Here is a 17,153-nt window from a genome sequence, read left to right on the forward strand (position 1 = left end):
TGGCTGGCGAAAGCGTCAATTTCAATTTACGCTTTCGCCCATGCTCGACGTCTCCACCATCAAGGCCACTGTCCCGGCTGTGCTCGGAGACCGGCCGCATGCGGTCGTGATCGGCTCCGGCTTCGGCGGCCTCGCCGCAGCGGTCCGGCTCGGTGCGCGCGGTTATCGCGTCACGGTCTACGAGCAACTCGATGCGCCCGGCGGCCGCGCCTATGTGCATCGCCAGGACGGCTTCACCTTCGATGCCGGCCCGACCATCGTCACCGCGCCGTTCCTGTTCGAGGAGCTGTGGCAGCTGTGCGGTCGGAAGATGTCCGACGACGTCACGCTCAAGCCTATCTCCCCATTCTATCGCATCCGCTTCGACGACGGCACCGTGTTCGACTGCTCGGGCGACCCGGCCGAGATGCGCGCCGAGGTGGCGCGGCTGGCACCCGGCGACGTCGATGGCTACGAGCGCTTCATGAAGGCGAGCGAGGCGATCTTCAGAAAGGGTTTTGAGGAGCTTGGCGACGTGCCGTTCCTGTCGTTCATGGACATGGCAAAGATCGCGCCGGCGATGATCAAGCTGCGGAGCTTTCGCTCGGTCTATGGCCTCGTCTCGCACTACGTCCGCGACGAGCGGCTGCGCGTCATCCTCAGCTTCCATCCGCTGCTGATCGGCGGCAACCCGTTCACGACCACGTCGATCTATTGCCTGATCGCCTATCTCGAACGGCGCTGGGGCGTGCACTTTGCGATCGGCGGCACCGGCGCGCTGGTGACAGGGCTCGTCAGCCTGATCGAGGGGCAGGGCGGCCAGGTGCGCTGCTCGGCGCCCGTGGCCGAGATCACCACGAAGAACGGTGTTGCGACCGGCGTGCGGCTCGCATCCGGTGAGACGACTGCCGCCGATGTCGTCGTCTCCAACGGCTGCGCGGCCTGGACCTACAGGCATCTGCTGCCGAGCGTGCCGCGCCGGCGCTGGACCGATGCGCGCATCGACCGTGCGCGCTACTCGATGAGCCTGTTCGTCTGGTATTTCGGCACGAAGCGCCGCTATGATGACGTTCAGCATCACACCATCCTGCTCGGCCCGCGCTATCGCGGCCTGCTCGACGACATCTTCCGCCGCAAGGTGCTGGCGGATGATTTCAGCCTCTATCTGCATCGCCCCTCCGCGACCGATCCGTCGCTGGCGCCCGATGGCTGCGATGCTTTCTACGTGCTGTCGCCGGTACCGCATCAGCAGAGCGGCATCGACTGGTCGGCGACGGCCGAGCCGTTCCGCCAGCGGATCGAGGCCGCTCTGAGCGACACGCTGCTGCCGGACCTTGCCGGCCAGCTCGTTACGTCGCGGCTGCTGACGCCGGATGATTTCGAGCATCGCCTGTCGTCCTATCGCGGCGCGGCGTTCGGGCTCGAGCCGGTGCTGATGCAGAGCGCCTGGTTCCGGCCGCACAACAAGAGCGAAGAGGTCGAGCGGCTCTATCTGGTCGGCGCGGGCACCCATCCCGGCGCCGGCCTGCCGGGCGTGCTGTCCTCGGCGCGTGTGCTCGATGATCTCGTGCCCGCGCCGCATGAGCTGGAGCGCCGATGAGCTGGCAAACGGACATTGCGATCTGTCGGCGGATGTTGCGGGGCGGATCGAAGACGTTCTTTGCCGCCTCGAAAGTGCTGCCTCGCGCGGTCGGCGATCCCGCCGTCGCGCTCTACGCGTTCTGCCGCGAGGCCGATGATGCGATCGACGGGCCCGGCCGCCGCGTCGACGCCGTCGAGCTGCTGCACGAACGGCTCGACCGGATCTATCATGGCACGCCGGACGACAGTCCCGTCGATCGCGCGCTGGCCGGTGTCGTGGCGCAGTTCACGATTCCGCGCACGCTGCCGGAGGCGCTGCTCGAAGGTCTCGCCTGGGATGCGCAGGGCCGCCGCTATGAGACCCTGAGCGACGTGCTCGCCTATGCCGTGCGCGTCGCCGGCACGGTCGGTGTGATGATGTCGCTGCTGATGAACCGGCGTGAGGCCGAGACGATCGGACGCGCCTGCGACCTCGGCATCGCCATGCAGCTCACCAACATTGCCCGCGACGTCGGCGAGGACGCGCGCGCCGGCCGGCTCTATCTGCCGCGGCAATGGCTGCGCGAGGCGGGTCTCGATATCGAGACCTGGCGTGCCGCGCCGTTCTTCGACGACCGCATCGGGCGGGTCACGGCGCGACTGCTCGCGGTCGCCGACGTGTTCTATGCGCGCGCTTCTGCGGGCATCGCCGATCTGCCGTGGACCTGCCGGCCCGGCATCCATGCGGCGCGGCTGATCTATGCCGAGATCGGCCGCGAGGTCGCACGTGCCGAATTCGATTCGCTGTCGCGGCGCGCATTCGTCTCGATGCCGCGCAAGCTGCAGCTTCTCGGCAAGGCGGCGGTGATGTCGCTGCTGCAGGAGCAGCCGTCGCTGGCGCCGCCGCGGCCGGAGGCGCGCATTTTGATCGAGGCGGTCGTCGCGGCGGATGCGCAGCGCCCGCACGCGATCGCGCCGCCGCGCCGGACTGTTCACGATCGCGCGCTGTGGGTGCTCGATCTGTTCGAGCGCCTGGAGCGACGCGATCAGTTGCTGCGCTCGGGGCGGATGTCGTAGCGAGGCGAGGTCGTCGCCATCACGTATGAGACGACTCGCGGACGACGGTACGACCGCGTTGGCGCGACCAGTGTGGCTCGGCTGCGATGTCATGACACGCGAAGTCATGAGCTGGACACCAGGTGAGACGCGATGAGTGACGCGCCATGAGCGAGATGGGCGGCCTGCTCGAATTCGTCGTCGTCACCATGTGTGTGCTCGGCTGGCTCGTGCTCGAATGGCAAGGCCGCCGCCTCGACCGCCAGCGCGCCGAGCGCGAGGCCAGGGAGCGCGAGGCGGAGAAGCGGTAGGGTGGGGGAGGCGGATTCACGTCTCAAACAGCGATCGACATGGCTTCGCGTTCTCGCGGCAGAGGTTGCCCGAGTCTGCGATGATCTTGTCCCTCGCAAACAGTGCAGAGGGCGCAGGGAATGCCGGGTGAAGGCCTCACCCATGGCCCGCCTGCAGAAAAAATGCAGGCGGCAGGTACCACAGGCAAAGCCGATTCAACCGGCATTCCCTGCGCGACGGTCTTCACGCTTATACGCAGTCTCCCTGGTGCGCCGGGCTTGTTGGCCACCATCACCACGCGGCACATGAGCGCCATCGCGGCTTGATACCAGCGTCGGGGTATCAGGACGCTGCGACTTCACGTCCGCAAGACATCGTTCGTCGGCACCCTCGTCGAAGAGAATGCTGCGATCTCTCGCGGCCATCGCATCCCCACCTCGCGTGTCGTGACGATCGCGCGCTACGCCCCTCTGCGGTGAGGCGGGATGCGCGTAGACAATCATGATTTCAGATAAATAGCAAGAGATTTATTATTATCGGAATCTGTCTCGCCGCATTCCGCCGTCGTTCCGCGACCATTGCAGGTCCGCTGCGCTCGCCAGCGACTGCAGCCAACGTCGCCCCTGTCCCATCCTCACCACCGCGGCATCCGGAACGGCAGCATGGCCTGGACGATCGGCATCTGGAAGCGGTCGAGCGACAGGCTCTCATGCATCACCTCGACATCCTCGCCGTGCAGACGGGCGGCGAGATGGGAGCGCGCGTAGAACGGGGCGTCCTCCAGCGTGTTCACGACGCGCACCGGTGCGCCGGCGTCGGCGCGGGCGCTGCGGTCGACGCGCCACAGCGTCTTGCGCAAAGGCGCCTCCGTGAGCGGCGTGATCGATTCCAGACGGCCCGCGGGGTCGACGTGCAGCGCGAGCGACGTATTGGCGCCGTCGCGTGCGACCGTGTCATACGAGATCACGGTGCCGGTGCGCGTCGCCGCGCGCGACCATTGCCAGCTCTGGAAGTCGCGCTCCAGCGGCGCGTCGCCATGGTTGGTGTCGAAATAGCCGTCGCCGCGCCAGCGCAGATCCGGATGATCGAAATCGACCGACACGCGGCAGCATGGCGCGATCGGCTGCCAGCGATGGCGTCCCTCGGCATCGAGCGTGAACGCGATCTCGGTCAGCGCCGTCGGCACGACGCGGACGCGACCGCGCAGTGGCAGCGGCCAGGGCACGCTGACCTCGCTGATCTCGATAGTGAGTTCGCGGCCGTTCCAGGCGAGGCTGCTCGGACCGAGCCTGAGGCTCGCAGGCTCACGCGTGATCGCGCCGCGTCCGCGCTCGGTCATGGCCCAGCGCCGCGCGCGCGCGCCATAGAGCGCAACGTTGAGCGCACAGTGATTTTCGGGATCAGCCGCTCCCCGCCGCCGCGACCACGCGTAGTACGGCGAGAACACGCTGCCGACGAAGGCAATGAGCGTAATGCCGAAGCGGCCGTCATCGCTCAGCGCGTCGACATACCACCACGCATAGCCGTGTTCCGGGACAAGGCGGTCGAAGCGAGGTCCGCGATCGCCCGTGCAGCGGCCATCCGGCCCGACAGCGCCGCCATCGGCACGCCCGGTCCCGGATGTGCGCTGCCCCCCGCCACGTAGAGCCCCGGCAGCTTCGTCGGCGCGCCCGGCCGCTGGAACGATGCCATCCAGCCGTGCGAGCTGCGGCCGTACAGCGCGCCCCCCGTGCCCGGAAACATCCGGTTGAAGTCCGTCGGCGTCGTCACGCGGGTCAATTCCGGCGTCGTCGCGATGCTGAGGCCGCAGCGCTGCAACAGGTCGAAGGTCTGGCGGGCACATTGGCTGATCTCCGGGGGAGCAAAGCTGTGATGGTCGCCGGTGGCGGGGGCGTTGATCAGCACGAACAGCGGCTCGCTCGTCGCAGCCTTGCGCGGCTGGTCGTCGCGCGCCTGCGCGCAGACATAGACGGTCGGCTCCTGCGGCATCGTGCGACGGTCGATCAACTGCTCGAACTCGGCGCGGGAGTCGCGCGAGAAGAACACGTTGTGACGCAACAGCGGAAAGCCGTCGGCGCGCGCCATGCAGCTCCAGGTCATCGCCGAGAGCGAGCGCGCCGATTCCGGGATGGCGGGGAGGGCTCGCGCCGCCTCGGGTCCGAACAGGCCCTGCGCCAATGCCGCGACATCGGCGGTGGCGATGACGGCGTCGGCGGCGATCTGCTCGCCATTGGCGAGCCGCACGCCCGCAGCGCGGCCGGCGTTCGTCGCGATGCCCGCGACCTCGGCGTCATAGCGGATGGTGACGCCGCGGCGCCGCGCCAGCGCCGCGAGGCACGCGGCGAGCTCGTGCATGCCGCCGTCGATCAGCCAGACGCCGGACTGCTCGACATGGGCGACCAGCATCAGCGTCGCCGGCGCATGGAACGGCGACGAGCCGCAATAGGTCGCGTAGCGGCCGAACAATTGCTGCAGGCGGGCATCGCGGAAATAGCCGCCGAGCGCCTTCCACAGCGTCTGGAATGGGCGGATCGCGGTGAGGTCGCGAAAGCCGGCGGTGCGCAGGAGATGCGTCATGCTCGGCGCCGGCGTGCGGATGAACGGATCGCGCAGGACCTCGAAGATGCGGCGGGCATCGCGGCAGAAGGCGCGATAGCCCTCGGCCTCGCTGCGTCCGGCGAAATGACCGATGGCGTCGGCCGATTGCTCCTCGTCGGCGAACAGATCGAGCGTGCGGCGATCGGTCCAGGCGTGACGAGCGAGAACGTCGAGCGGCGTCAGGGTGAGATGATCGTCGAGTGCGGTGCCGATCTCGGCAAATAGCTCGTCGAACACCCAGCGCATCGTGAACACGGTGGGACCGGAGTCGATGCTGACAGGTCCGATCGCGATCTGGCGCATCTTGCCGCCGGGCGCGGGCGCGCGCTCCAGCACCGTCGCCTCGGCGCCGCGCGCGGCGAGCGTGAGCGCAGCGGCCAGCCCGGCGATGCCGGCGCCAACCACGATCAGGCGGTGATCGGCCATTTCCTCGCACCTCCCGTCCGCAGGACCTGACACGGGAAATGTCTAGCATGATTTACATTATGGGTGTAAGCTGTAATTTACATAAGCGAGGGCCGGGTGGACCTCGCGATAGGGGAGGCGGACATGGACGTGGTGGCCCGGATCGAGAAATCCCTCGTCGCAGCGGTCGCTTTGGCCGACCGGCCCGGATGTCCGCCACGGCTGTCGGCGGCGATGCAGGCCGCAGTGTTCCCCAAGGGCGCGCGGGTCCGGCCCCGGCTCTGTCATGCCGTGGCCGCAGCCTGTGGCGACGACGAGCCCGCGGCGACCGACGCCGCCGGGTCGGCGATCGAGCTGTTGCACTGCGCCTCGCTGGTGCATGACGATCTGCCGTGCTTCGACAACGCGGCGCTGCGACGCGGGCGGCCCTCGGTGCATGCCGCGTTCGGCGAGCCGCTCGCGGTGCTCGCGGGCGACGCGCTGATCGTGCTCGCGTTCCAGACGCTGGCCAAGTCGCGCTGCTCGCCGCTGCGGCTGGCGCAGCTGATCGCGACCATCGGCGATGCCGTCGGCGTGCCGCATGGCATCTCGGCTGGGCAAGCCTGGGAATGCGAGCCGCAGATCGATCTGTCGCGCTATCACCGCTCCAAGACTGGCGCGCTGTTTGCGGCGGCCACCGTGTCGGGTGCCGCTGCGGCAGGGCATGAGAATCCGGAAGCGTGGCGCACGCTCGGCGAGACCATTGGCGAGGCCTATCAGGTCGCCGACGACATTCGCGATGCCGCCAGTGATGAAGAGGAGGCGGGCAAGCCCGTCGGCCAGGACGCCGCGCATGGTCGGCCCAACGCCGTGCTGATCTATGGGCTCACCGGCGCCGTCAGCTATCTGCACGACCTCGTCGCCGACGGTATCCGCACCATGCCGCCCTGCGCCCACGCGCACGAGCTGCGTTTGCTGATGGAGCAGGAAGCCAAGCGCCTCGTGCCGCGCCGCCTGGCGGCGTCGGCGGCGTGATTGTTCGGCCGCATGGGATGGCGACGGTCTCACCACACGAGCGTTGCTCACCCTCCCCTGGAGGGGGAGGGTCGAAGCGCGCGAAGCGCGCGGCGGGGTGGGGTGACAGCCCATCCGCGCGCGCAGTGCCGGTGATACCCCGCAGGCTTAGGCAGGCGCAGCGAAGGGCATCGGGACTCATAAGCACCAATTTCCGAGCCCACCCCACCCCGCCGCGCGCTTCGCGCGCGGCGACCCTCCCCCTCCAGGGGAGGGTGGGCACCTGCGTGTGTCGAGCCATTCGGACCAATCAACTGCGTCAGCCAGCGCAACCTTCGTGGTTGGAGCCCTAGCGCCATGCCCGGGGCCATCCGCCACAACGCGCCGGCGCCGGTCAGCTTCGGCGATCGCCGGCGCGGCTGGCGGGACGGGCTGCTGGCGAGTGCGGCGTTCCAACGCTGGGCGGCGGCGTTTCCGTTGACGCGGCCGATCGCGCGCAAGCGTGCCGCGCAGCTGTTCGATCTCTGCGCCGGCTTCGTCTATTCGCAGACCTTGGCGGCCTGCGTGCAGCTCGATCTGTTCGAAGGCTTGCGTTCCGGCCCCCGCGATGTCGCGACATTGGCGTCGCGCGCGGCGATGGCCCCCGACGCGATGCTCAGCCTGTGCGAGGCGGCGTCCGCACTTCAGCTGCTCGAGCGCCGCGGTGCGGCGCGCTACGGGCTCGGGCCGCTCGGCGCGGCGCTGCTCGGCAATCCCGGCATCGCCGCCATGGTTCGACATCACGCCGCGCTGTATGCCGATCTCACCGATCCCGTGGCGCTGCTGCGCGGACATGACCGCCAGCGCCGGCTCGCACAGTACTGGCCGTATGCGCTGGACAAGACCGGCGATTCGCTGACACCCGACAGCGTCGCGCCCTACACGGCGCTGATGGCGGCGTCGCAGCCGATGATCGCGGACATCGTCCTCGCAGCCTATCCCCTGAGCGGCCACCGTTGCCTGCTCGATGTCGGCGGTGGTGACGGCAGCTTCCTCGCCGCCGCCGCGCGGGCTGCGCCGCAAGTGCAGCTCAAGCTGTTCGATCTGCCCGGGGTCGCCGCGATCGCGCAGGAGCGTCTCGCCAGGGCCGGGCTCGCCGATCGCGTCACGATCCATCCGGGCAGCTTCCACGATGATCCGCTCCCCACGGGCGCCGACGTGATCTCGCTGATTCGTGTCGTGCACGATCACGACGACGACGCCGTGGCGCGGTTGCTCGCGAAGGTGCGCGCCACCTTGCCTGACGATGGCGTGCTGCTGCTGGGCGAGCCGATGCGCGAGGCGGCCGGCGGGGCCGACGGCGTCAGCGCCTATTTCGAGATCTATCTCCGCGCGATGGGACAGGGGCGGCCGCGCAGCGCCGCCCGCTTGCGCGACCTGCTCCAGGCGGCGGGTTTTTCGCAGGTGCGAGTACTTCGTACGCGAATTCCGCTGATCGCAAGCGTGATTGTCGCGAAAAGCTGACATCCGGACTGTAAATAAATATTGACACTTCTTTCAGTCAGGCTAACCTGACACCCGTAACTAAGCGGGCGTCGCCGGGGAGTTGGGCTATGGACGCGATCGCCGTCGTACTGGGGAGGCCGAGGCAATTGTCGCTGCAGCACCTGCTGCTCGCAGACGTCCCGGACTGCCTGACCGTCGACATCGAATGGAGCGCGATCAGCACCGGTACCGAACGGCTGCTGTACGAAGGCCGCATGCCCCAGTTTCCCGGCATGGGCTATCCGCTCGTGCCGGGCTACGAGGCGGTGGGCCGCGTCGCGCACGCCGCCCCGCATTCCGGTTTTCGCAAAGGCGAGCGCGTGTTCGTGCCGGGCGCGGCGCGCTGCTTCGGCGAGATCAGGAGCCTGTTTGGCGCCGCCGCCTCGCGCCTCAACGTTCCCGCGCAGCGCATTGTTGCCATCGATGAAACGACCGGCGAGCGCGGCGTGCTGCTGGCGCTGGCGGCCACCGCCTATCATGCATTGTCGATCGGTGGTGACGGCCAGGCCGAATGCGTGGTCGGCCATGGCGTGCTCGGCCGTCTGCTGGCACGGCTGATCGTGGCGATGGGCGGCGATCCGCCCGTGGTGTGGGAGAGCAATCCGGAGCGCGCCGTTGGCGCGACGGGCTATCGCGTCATCGATCCCGCAGAGGACAGCAGACGCGACTATCGCCTGATCTTCGATGCCAGCGGCGATGCCGGCCTGCTCGACAGCCTCATTGCTCGCCTGGCGCCGCGTGGCGAGATCATCCTCGCCGGCTTCTACAGCGCGCCGCTCACCTTCTCCTATCCGCCGGCCTTCATGCGCGAGGCGGCGATCCGCGTCGCCGCCGAATGGAAGCACGAGGATCTGCTCGCGGTGCGCAATCTCATCGACACCGGCAGGCTGTCTCTGGACGGGCTGATCACGCACCATGCCGACGCTCTGTCCGCGGAGAGCGCCTACCGGACCGCGTTCGACGATCCGTCATGTCTTAAAATGGTCTTGGACTGGAGAGCTGCCGCATGAATGCCCCGACCAAGATCAGTGCCGAAATTAGTGAGATGACCGATGCCCTGCGCGCCGAAGCGGCGATCGAGCCGGATGCGCCGTCGACGGCTGCACCGAAGAAGGCCACGCAGATCATCGCGATCTACGGCAAGGGCGGCATCGGCAAGAGTTTCACGCTCGCCAACCTGTCCTACATGATGGCCCAGCAGGGCAAGAAGGTCCTCCTGATCGGCTGCGATCCGAAGAGCGACACCACCTCGCTGCTGTTCGGCGGCAGGGCCTGCCCGACCATCCTCGAGACCTCCTCGAAGAAGAAGCTTGCCGGCGAGGAGGTCAAGATCGGGGACGTCTGCTTCAAGCGCGACGGCGTGTTCGCGATGGAGCTCGGCGGGCCCGAGGTCGGCCGCGGCTGCGGCGGCCGCGGCATCATCCATGGCTTCGAGCTGATCGAGAAGCTCGGCTTCCACGATTGGGGTTTCGACTACGTGCTGCTGGACTTCCTCGGCGACGTCGTCTGCGGCGGCTTCGGCCTGCCGATCGCGCGTGACATGTGCCAGAAGGTGATCATCGTCGGCTCCAACGATCTGCAATCGCTCTACGTCGCCAACAATGTCTGCTCGGCGGTGGAGTATTTCCGCAAGCTCGGCGGCAATGTCGGCGTCGCCGGCATCGTCATCAACAAGGACGACGGCACCGGCGAGGCCGCCGCATTTGCCGAGGCGACCGGCATTCCGGTGCTGGCCTCGATCCCGGCGGACGACGACATCCGCCGCAAGAGCGCGAGCTATCAGATCATCGGCCGGCCTGGAACGCCCTGGGCGCCGCTGTTCGAGCATCTCGCCAAGAACGTCGCCGAGGCGCCGCCGCAGCATCCGCACCCACTGACGCATGACGGCCTGCTCGGTTTGTTCAAGGGCTCGGATGTGGGACGCGGCGTCGTGCTGGAGCAGGCGACGCTCGAAGACATGTGTGGCAGCGCCGCGGTGACCAGGCCGTCGCTCGAAGTGATCTACGACAATTTGTGATGGGATCGGCCGGCGAGCGGAATGGAATGCAATGAGCGATCCTGTGGTCCATCAGGCAATGAGCGCGCAGAGCGGCGCAGAGGCAGGCCTCCTGCCGGTGCAGCCCGAGGCGCTCGGCTGTCATGCCGGCAAAGCCGAGCTCAAGAAGGCGGCCGATGCCGCCGGCAAGAGCGAGGTGCTGGCGCGCTACGCGGCCGATTATCCGGCAGGGCCGCACGATCAGCCGCAGAGCATGTGCCCGGCGTTCGGCTCGCTGCGCGTCGGCCTGCGGATGCGGCGCACCGCCACCGTGCTGTCGGGCTCGGCCTGCTGCGTCTACGGCCTGACCTTCACCTCGCACTTCTACGGCGCGCGGCGCAGCGTCGGCTACGTCCCGTTCAACTCGGAGACGCTGGTCACCGGAAAACTGTTCGAGGATATCCGCGAGGCCATCTTCAAGCTGGCGGATCCCGCCAACTACGATTGCGTCGTCATCATCAATCTCTGCGTCCCCACCGCCTCGGGCGTGCCGCTGCAGATCCTGCCGAAGGAGATCAACGGCGTCCGCATCATCGGCATCGACGTTCCAGGTTTTGGTGTGCCGACCCATGCCGAGGCCAAGGATGTGCTCGCCGGCGCGATGCTGAACTACGCGCGCCGCGAGGCGGAGCAGGGCCCGGTGCAGGCGCCGCGGGCGCCACGCGGCGACAAGCCGACCATCACCCTGCTGGGAGAGATATTCCCCGCCGATCCCGTCGGCATCGGCATGATGCTGGCGCCGCTTGGCCTCGCCGCAGGCCCCACCGTGCCGACGCGCGAATGGCGCGAGCTCTATGGCGCGCTGGATTGTGCGGCGGTGGCGGCGATCCACCCGTTCTATACGGCCTCGATCCGCGAGTTCGAGACGGCGGGCCGTCCGATCATCGGCTCGGCGCCGGTCGGCTGCGATGGCACCGCGGATTGGCTGGAAGCTGTCGGCAAGACCTGCGGCGTCGGGCGCGCGCAGATCGATGCGGCCAAGACCGCGGTGCTGCCGGCAATTCGCGCGGCGCTTGCGGCCACGCCGATCCGCGGCCGCATCACGCTGTCGGGATATGAGGGATCGGAGCTGCTGGTCGGGCGTCTGCTGGCCGAGAGCGGCGCCGATCTGCGCTATGTTGGCACCGCCTGTCCGCGCACGCGCTGGTCGGAGGCCGATTGCGCCTGGCTCGAGAGCCGCGGTGTGCGCGTGCAGTACCGCGCCTCGCTGGAGCAGGATCTCGCGGCGGTCGATGAGTTCGCGCCGGATCTCGCCATCGGCACCACGCCGGTTGTGCAGAAGGCCAAGGCGCGCGCGATCCCGTCGCTCTACTTCACCAATCTGATCTCGGCGCGGCCGCTGTTCGGCGTGTCCGGAGCCGGCTCGCTGGCGCAGGTCGTCAACGCGGCGATCGCAGGCAAGGCGCGCTTCGACGAGATGCGCGACTTCTTCGAAGGTGTCGGCGAGGGCGACAATGCGGGCGTGTGGCAGGGCACACCGGTCGAACGTCCCGAATTCCGCGACAAGTTCCGCAAGGCGGTCGCGGCGCAGGCCAGGAAGCGCACGTCCGGGGAGATGGTGTGATGCTGATCCTCGACCACGATCGCGCCGGCGGCTATTGGGGGGCGGTCTACGCCTTCACCGCGATCAAGGGCCTGCAGGTCATCATCGACGGCCCCGTGGGCTGCGAGAATTTGCCGGTGACCTCGGTGCTGCACTACACCGACGGCCTGCCGCCGCATGAGTTGCCGATCGTCGTCACGGGTCTCGGCGAGGACGAGCTCGGCCAGAAGGGCACCGAGCAGGCGATGAAGCGCGCCCGCGCCGCGCTCGATCCGGATCTGCCGGCGGTGGTCGTCACCGGCTCGATCGCCGAGATGATCGGCGGCGGCGTCACGCCGGAAGGCTCCAACATCAAGCGCTTCCTGCCGCGCACGATCGACGAGGACCAGTGGCAGAGCGCCAACCGCGCGTTGAGCTGGCTGTGGAGCGAATACGGCCTGCGCAAGATCCCGGAGCGCAGGCCTCGCAAGGACGGCGAGAAGCCGCGCGTCAACATCATCGGCCCGATCTACGGCACCTTCAACACGCCGTCGGATGTCGCCGAGATCCGTCGCCTGGTGGAAGGCATCGGCGCCGAGATCAACATGGTGTTTCCGCTCGGCAGCCATCTCGCCGATGTCGGAAAGCTGGTCGATGCCGACGTCAACGTCTGCATGTATCGCGAGTTCGGGCGGCTGTTGTGCGAGACCTTGGAGCGGCCTTATCTGCAGGCGCCGATCGGGCTGCATTCGACGACGAAATTCCTGCGCTCCCTGGGCGAGATGCTCGGCCTCGATCCCGAGCCGTTCATCACCCGGGAGAAGCATACGACGATCAAGCCGCTGTGGGACCTGTGGCGCTCGGTGACGCAGGACTTCTTCGGCACCGCGAGCTTCGGCATCGTCGCGTCCGAGACCTACGCGCGGGGCCTGCGCAATTTCCTGGAGACCGAGCTCGGGCTGCCCTGCAGCTTCGCGATCTCGCGATGCGCCGGCGCCAAGACCGACAACGACGCCATCCGCAAGCTCGTCCATGAGCGGCCGCCGCTGGTGCTGTTCGGCAGCTATAACGAGCGCATGTATGCGGCGGAAGCCGGCAGCCGGTCGATCTACATCCCGGCCTCGTTCCCGGGGACGGTGATCCGCCGCCACACCGGCACGCCGTTCATGGGCTACTCCGGCGCGACCTATGTCGTGCAGGAGGTCTGCAACGCGCTGTTCGATGCGCTGTTCAACATCCTGCCGCTCGCCACCCAGCTCGACCAGATCGCGGCGACGCCGGCGCGACTCGAGCGTGAATTGCCGTGGGATGACGGCGCCAAGCTCGCGCTGGATCAGATCATCGAGACGCAGCCGGTGCTGGTGCGGATTTCGGCGGCCAAGCGGCTGCGCGACGCGGCGGAACGCGGCGCGCGCCAGGCGGGGCTGGACAAGGTGACGGAAGATGTTCTCGCGCATGCGCGGTCGCAGCTCGCAACGGGCCAGGCCGCGTAGGGCACGAGGATAGCGGACAGGGAGAGGACGATGTCGTTATACGAGCGCATTGATCGTGACGTCGCGCCGAGATCGCGCGAGCGCATCGACTATCTCCTGGTCTACGCGGTGTGCTTCGCCGTGCTGATGGTCGAGGGCGTGCTGCGCCGGATCGGCTCCATCATCACCGGCCACCGGCCCGCGCCGCTCGGCGCGATCGTCGGTGAAGCGAGGATCAAGGCCGCGAACTGCGCGACCTCGTCCTTCATGGGACTTTGAGTTCGAGAGCTGTGAGTTCGCTCTCCAAGGCTTGCTAGGAATTCGTGCGGCTCGCCGCATGGATGCCATCCCGGCGACGGGATGGCGCTTCGACGCCGCTCATCTCGGTGAGTGGCATCCGGCCGAAAGGCCAACACCAGGAGGTACCACTATGGTGGACGTACCAAACAAGGGAGGCTCTCTGTCGGGGCTGACCGAAGCGGAGGCGAGGGAATTCCATAGCATCTTCATGACGAGCTTTGTGGTCTTCACGGCGGTTGCGATCGTCGCCCACATTCTCGCCTGGATGTGGCGTCCCTGGCTGCCCGGGCCGACTGGCTACAAGGCGGCGGCGCTGGATGGGGCGACCCACTACGCCAATATCGTGCTCTCCTACCTGACCTGATCGAAAGGAGAAAACTATGTGGCGCTTGTGGTTGTTGTTCGATCCCCGCAGGGTTCTCGTGGCTCTCGGCGTGTTCCTGTTCGGGCTGGCATTGGTGATTCACTTCATCCTGCTCAGCACCAACCGGTTCAACTGGCTGGAGGGACCGCGTGCAGCGAAGACGTCGTCGATCTCCGAGCCGGCGACCCCGCTGAAGCTCAGCTAACAGCTCGACGACCAGAGGGAAGCGGACGGGCGACGGCGGCAGACCCCGTTCGCCCGCTTCCCAAATCCTCTTGTCCACGAATTCACGACACGACGATACGACACGCAGCATATCGAGCGACGGGCAGCGGAGGCAGGACCGATGGCAATGCTCAGCTTTGAACGAAAATACCGCGTCCGCGGCGGCACGTTGATCGGCGGCGACCTCTTCGATTTCTGGGTCGGACCGTTTTATGTCGGCTTCTTCGGCGTGACGACGATCTTCTTCACCTTCGTCGGCGTGGCGCTGATCCTCTACGCCACGGCGCTTGGACCGACCTGGAATCTCTGGCAGATCAGCATCAATCCACCCGATGCCAAATACGGGCTGTCGTTCGCGCCCCTCACGGAGGGCGGCTTCTGGCAGCTCATCACGGTGTGCGCGCATGGCGCATTCGTCTCCTGGGCGCTGCGGGAGGTCGAGATCTGCCGCAAGCTCGCGATCGGCTATCACGTACCGTTCGCCTTCGGCTTTGCGATCTTCGCCTATTTCACGCTGGAGGTGATCCGTCCGGTGCTGATGGGCTCGTGGAGCTACGCCTTCCCCTACGGCATCATCACCCATCTCGATTGGGTGTCGAACACCGGCTATCAGTTCGGCAACTTCCACTACAATCCCGCGCACATGATCGCGATCACGTTCTTCTTCACGACGTGTCTCGCGCTCGCGCTGCACGGCGGACTGATCCTCTCGGCGAGCAATCCGGGCCGGGGTGAGGAGATGAAGTCGCCGGAGCACGAGAACACGATGTTCCGAGATCTGATCGGCTATTCGGTCGGCACGCTCGGCATCCACCGGGTCGGCCTGTTCCTGGCGTTGTCGGCCGTGTTCTTCAGCGCGGTGTGCATCGTCATCTCCGGTCCCGCCTGGCTGCTGCCGGAAGGCAATGCCTGGTCGGACTGGTGGGAGTGGTGGCGCAGGGTCCCGATCTGGTCGCCGCCGCAATGAGTTCAAGGAGAGGTCACCATGGCCCAATACCAGAACATCTTCACGCAGATCCAAGTTCGCAGTGCGATCTACCCGGGCATCCCGATCGAGCCCGGAATCTGGGAGCGGCTCGGCAAGGGCAGCTTCAACTACTGGTTCGGCAAGGTCGGCGACGCCCAGGTGGGGCCGGTCTATCTCGGCTTCCTTGGCCTCGCCTCGCTGATGTCCGGCTTCGTCGCGATCGAGATCATCGGTCTCAACATGCTGGCGTCGGTGAACTGGAGCCCGCTCGAGTTCATTCGACAGTTCCCGTGGCTGGCGCTGCAGCCGCCGGCGCCGGAATATGGCCTGCAGATCTTCCCGCCGCTGCAGGAGGGCGGCTGGTGGCTGATGGCCGGCTTCTTCCTGACGACGTCGATCCTGCTGTGGTGGGCGCGCACCTATCGCCGCGCCCGGGCGCTCGGCCTCGGCACGCATGTGTCGTGGGCGTTCGCGGCGGCGATCTGGCTCTATCTGGTGCTCGGCTTCATCCGGCCGATCTTCATGGGGAGCTGGAGCGAGGCGGTGCCGTTCGGCATCTTCCCGCATCTCGACTGGACCAACAACTTCTCCATCACCCACGGCAATTTGTTCTACAACCCGTTCCACATGCTCTCGATCGCCTTCCTGTACGGATCGGCGCTGCTGTTCGCGATGCATGGCGCGACGGTGCTCGCGATCAGCCGCTACGGCGGCGAGCGTGAGCTCGAGCAGATCGTCGACCGCGGCACGGCCTTCGAACGCGGTGCGCTGTTCTGGCGCTGGACGATGGGCTTCAATGCCACGGCCGAATCGATCCATCGCTGGGCCTGGTGGTTCGCCGTGCTTTGTCCCTTGACCGGCGGCATCGGTATCCTACTGTCGGGCACCGTCGTCGACAGCTGGTTCGACTGGGGCGTGAAACACGGGCTGGCGCCGCCGCGCTGACTGCTGCAGGTCGAGGCATGTTGGACAGAGTCGAATTGGATCGGATCGAGACGGCCGGACGCAGCGCGCGCCCGGCCAGTCTCTTGCAGGCGATGCGCGAGCGTACCAAGACGCTGCACGTCACCGCGGAGCGGACCGGGATCGTCGCCGAGCTGCTGCGGGGACGCGGCACGCGGCAGGCCTACGCGTTGTTGTTGCGCAATCTGATGCCGGTCTACGAGACGCTCGAAGCGGAGCTGCTCCGCCATCAGGGAACGCCGGTGATGGGCCGCATCGTGCGGCCGGAGCTGCATCGCAGTGCTGCGATCAAGCTTGATCTTGCGTGGTTCGATGCGAGCCCTCTGCCGCTGCTGCCCGAGGCCATCGCCTATGTCCGGGTCATCCAGGAAGCGGGAGCCGGCTCCGGCCATCGGCTGCTGGCCCATGCCTATACGCGCTATCTCGGTGATCTCAGCGGCGGTCAGATCATCAAGAGGATTCTCGCGCGTTCGCTCGAGCTGCGGCCCGAGGCGACGTCGTTCTACGAATTCCCCGAGATCGCTGATATCCCGCAGTTCAAGGACGACTACCGCGACGTGCTGGAGCAGGCGGGCGCGGCGATGGCGGAGCATGAGACCGTCGTCGAGGAGGCGGCATTGGCGTTCGAGATGAACATCACGCTGTCGCAAGCGCTGCAGGAGGCGGCCGGGCTGAGAACGTGATGTGCGGAGGCCTGATTGATCCTTCGCCATCGGGTTGGTCGAATACGATCGCGTGAGACCCCGCGTCCTCCCCCGAGGGCGGTGGGCTCCGGTCCTCCTTTCCGGCAGGGCAATCGCATATGCCCTTCCAATTCGGCCCAGCCGCAACTTGGATCGCAGAGGCCGATTTTCGAATCCAGATTGGCTCTCCGGAGACAGGACGGACAAGGCAGTCGA

General features: G+C 67.2%; 17 protein-coding genes. 15 read left to right on the top strand and 2 right to left on the bottom strand.

Features of this window, described 5'->3' with window-relative positions; translation table 11 throughout:
- Positions 1–40 precede the first annotated feature (40 nt).
- The 3 genes from QW887_RS06590 to QW887_RS06600 all read left to right on the top strand — a co-directional run bounded on the left by QW887_RS06590 (position 41) and on the right by QW887_RS06600 (position 2,906).
- A complete protein-coding gene (locus QW887_RS06590; protein ID WP_316194282.1) occupies positions 41–1,579 on the top strand; it encodes a phytoene desaturase in 1,539 nt (512 codons plus the stop codon).
- A complete protein-coding gene (locus QW887_RS06595) occupies positions 1,576–2,616 on the top strand; it encodes a phytoene/squalene synthase family protein (protein ID WP_316194283.1) in 1,041 nt (346 codons plus the stop codon). The genes QW887_RS06590 and QW887_RS06595 overlap by 4 nt, the downstream gene beginning before the upstream one ends.
- Before the next feature lie 146 nt (positions 2,617–2,762).
- Complete coding sequence (locus tag QW887_RS06600) at positions 2,763–2,906, top strand: hypothetical protein (protein WP_315714295.1); 144 nt, start codon at positions 2,763–2,765, stop codon at positions 2,904–2,906.
- Between the two features lie 614 nt (positions 2,907–3,520).
- Here the strand turns inward: QW887_RS06600 and QW887_RS06605 are convergent.
- On the bottom strand, positions 3,521–4,225 hold the full coding sequence (locus QW887_RS06605) for a hydratase (RefSeq protein ID WP_315714296.1): 705 nt from the start codon (positions 4,223–4,225) through the stop codon (positions 3,521–3,523).
- Positions 4,226–4,380: 155 nt separating this feature from the next.
- Positions 4,381–5,910 carry a 1-hydroxycarotenoid 3,4-desaturase CrtD gene (crtD, locus tag QW887_RS06610; protein WP_315714297.1) on the bottom strand — a complete coding sequence of 510 codons (1,530 nt, stop codon included), beginning with the start codon at positions 5,908–5,910 and terminating at the stop codon, positions 4,381–4,383.
- 123 nt (positions 5,911–6,033) lie between these two features.
- Between crtD and QW887_RS06615 the strand changes: the two genes are divergently transcribed.
- The 12 genes from QW887_RS06615 to QW887_RS06670 all read left to right on the top strand — a co-directional run bounded on the left by QW887_RS06615 (position 6,034) and on the right by QW887_RS06670 (position 16,937).
- Positions 6,034–6,903, top strand: a complete 870-nt coding sequence (locus QW887_RS06615) for a polyprenyl synthetase family protein (protein ID WP_315714298.1) — start codon at positions 6,034–6,036, stop codon at positions 6,901–6,903.
- Between the two features lie 336 nt (positions 6,904–7,239).
- Entirely contained in the window at positions 7,240–8,385 is a 1,146-nt protein-coding gene (locus tag QW887_RS06620) for a methyltransferase (protein ID WP_316194284.1), read from the top strand.
- Between the two features lie 89 nt (positions 8,386–8,474).
- Positions 8,475–9,416 (top strand): chlorophyll synthesis pathway protein BchC, encoded by a 942-nt coding sequence (gene bchC / locus QW887_RS06625; RefSeq protein WP_316194285.1) that lies wholly within the window; start codon positions 8,475–8,477, stop codon positions 9,414–9,416.
- A complete protein-coding gene (locus QW887_RS06630; protein WP_316186765.1) occupies positions 9,413–10,423 on the top strand; it encodes a chlorophyllide a reductase iron protein subunit X in 1,011 nt (336 codons plus the stop codon). The genes bchC and QW887_RS06630 overlap by 4 nt, the downstream gene beginning before the upstream one ends.
- Positions 10,424–10,454: 31 nt before the next feature.
- A complete protein-coding gene (gene bchY / locus QW887_RS06635) occupies positions 10,455–12,005 on the top strand; it encodes a chlorophyllide a reductase subunit Y (RefSeq protein ID WP_316194286.1) in 1,551 nt (516 codons plus the stop codon).
- On the top strand, positions 12,005–13,456 hold the full coding sequence (bchZ, locus tag QW887_RS06640) for a chlorophyllide a reductase subunit Z (protein WP_316194287.1): 1,452 nt from the start codon (positions 12,005–12,007) through the stop codon (positions 13,454–13,456). The genes bchY and bchZ overlap by 1 nt, the downstream gene beginning before the upstream one ends.
- A 30-nt stretch (positions 13,457–13,486) precedes the next feature.
- Positions 13,487–13,714 (top strand): hypothetical protein, encoded by a 228-nt coding sequence (locus QW887_RS06645; RefSeq protein WP_315827731.1) that lies wholly within the window; start codon positions 13,487–13,489, stop codon positions 13,712–13,714.
- Positions 13,715–13,865: 151 nt separating this feature from the next.
- Positions 13,866–14,099 carry a light-harvesting antenna LH1, beta subunit gene (gene pufB, locus QW887_RS06650; protein WP_315714305.1) on the top strand — a complete coding sequence of 78 codons (234 nt, stop codon included), beginning with the start codon at positions 13,866–13,868 and terminating at the stop codon, positions 14,097–14,099.
- A 16-nt stretch (positions 14,100–14,115) separates the two neighbouring features.
- Complete coding sequence (gene pufA, locus QW887_RS06655) at positions 14,116–14,304, top strand: light-harvesting antenna LH1, alpha subunit (protein ID WP_315714306.1); 189 nt, start codon at positions 14,116–14,118, stop codon at positions 14,302–14,304.
- 141 nt (positions 14,305–14,445) lie between these two features.
- Positions 14,446–15,291, top strand: a complete 846-nt coding sequence (gene pufL / locus QW887_RS06660) for a photosynthetic reaction center subunit L (RefSeq protein ID WP_315810497.1) — start codon at positions 14,446–14,448, stop codon at positions 15,289–15,291.
- An 18-nt stretch (positions 15,292–15,309) separates the two neighbouring features.
- Positions 15,310–16,236 (top strand): photosynthetic reaction center subunit M, encoded by a 927-nt coding sequence (gene pufM, locus QW887_RS06665; RefSeq protein ID WP_315750173.1) that lies wholly within the window; start codon positions 15,310–15,312, stop codon positions 16,234–16,236.
- Positions 16,237–16,253: 17 nt separating this feature from the next.
- On the top strand, positions 16,254–16,937 hold the full coding sequence (locus QW887_RS06670) for a biliverdin-producing heme oxygenase (RefSeq protein ID WP_315827732.1): 684 nt from the start codon (positions 16,254–16,256) through the stop codon (positions 16,935–16,937).
- The last annotated feature ends 216 nt before the right edge of the window (positions 16,938–17,153 follow it).

Source organism: Bradyrhizobium sp. SZCCHNRI3052, assembly GCF_032484895.1.
Taxonomy (GTDB): Bacteria; Pseudomonadota; Alphaproteobacteria; order Rhizobiales; family Xanthobacteraceae; genus Bradyrhizobium.

Excerpts from the sequence above, each read along its gene's own strand:
- QW887_RS06590 (WP_316194282.1), top strand. The coding sequence starts at position 41 with ATGCTCGACGTCTCCACCATCAAGGCCACTGTCCCGGCTGTGCTCGGA.
- QW887_RS06595 (WP_316194283.1), top strand. The coding sequence starts at position 1,576 with ATGAGCTGGCAAACGGACATTGCGATCTGTCGGCGGATGTTGCGGGGC.
- QW887_RS06600 (WP_315714295.1), top strand. The coding sequence starts at position 2,763 with ATGAGCGAGATGGGCGGCCTGCTCGAATTCGTCGTCGTCACCATGTGT.
- QW887_RS06605 (WP_315714296.1), bottom strand. The coding sequence starts at position 4,225 with ATGACCGAGCGCGGACGCGGCGCGATCACGCGTGAGCCTGCGAGCCTC.
- crtD (WP_315714297.1), bottom strand. The coding sequence starts at position 5,910 with ATGGCCGATCACCGCCTGATCGTGGTTGGCGCCGGCATCGCCGGGCTG.
- QW887_RS06615 (WP_315714298.1), top strand. The coding sequence starts at position 6,034 with ATGGACGTGGTGGCCCGGATCGAGAAATCCCTCGTCGCAGCGGTCGCT.
- QW887_RS06620 (WP_316194284.1), top strand. The coding sequence starts at position 7,240 with ATGCCCGGGGCCATCCGCCACAACGCGCCGGCGCCGGTCAGCTTCGGC.
- bchC (WP_316194285.1), top strand. The coding sequence starts at position 8,475 with ATGGACGCGATCGCCGTCGTACTGGGGAGGCCGAGGCAATTGTCGCTG.
- QW887_RS06630 (WP_316186765.1), top strand. The coding sequence starts at position 9,413 with ATGAATGCCCCGACCAAGATCAGTGCCGAAATTAGTGAGATGACCGAT.
- bchY (WP_316194286.1), top strand. The coding sequence starts at position 10,455 with ATGAGCGATCCTGTGGTCCATCAGGCAATGAGCGCGCAGAGCGGCGCA.
- bchZ (WP_316194287.1), top strand. The coding sequence starts at position 12,005 with ATGCTGATCCTCGACCACGATCGCGCCGGCGGCTATTGGGGGGCGGTC.
- QW887_RS06645 (WP_315827731.1), top strand. The coding sequence starts at position 13,487 with ATGTCGTTATACGAGCGCATTGATCGTGACGTCGCGCCGAGATCGCGC.
- pufB (WP_315714305.1), top strand. The coding sequence starts at position 13,866 with ATGGTGGACGTACCAAACAAGGGAGGCTCTCTGTCGGGGCTGACCGAA.
- pufA (WP_315714306.1), top strand. The coding sequence starts at position 14,116 with ATGTGGCGCTTGTGGTTGTTGTTCGATCCCCGCAGGGTTCTCGTGGCT.
- pufL (WP_315810497.1), top strand. The coding sequence starts at position 14,446 with ATGGCAATGCTCAGCTTTGAACGAAAATACCGCGTCCGCGGCGGCACG.
- pufM (WP_315750173.1), top strand. The coding sequence starts at position 15,310 with ATGGCCCAATACCAGAACATCTTCACGCAGATCCAAGTTCGCAGTGCG.
- QW887_RS06670 (WP_315827732.1), top strand. The coding sequence starts at position 16,254 with ATGTTGGACAGAGTCGAATTGGATCGGATCGAGACGGCCGGACGCAGC.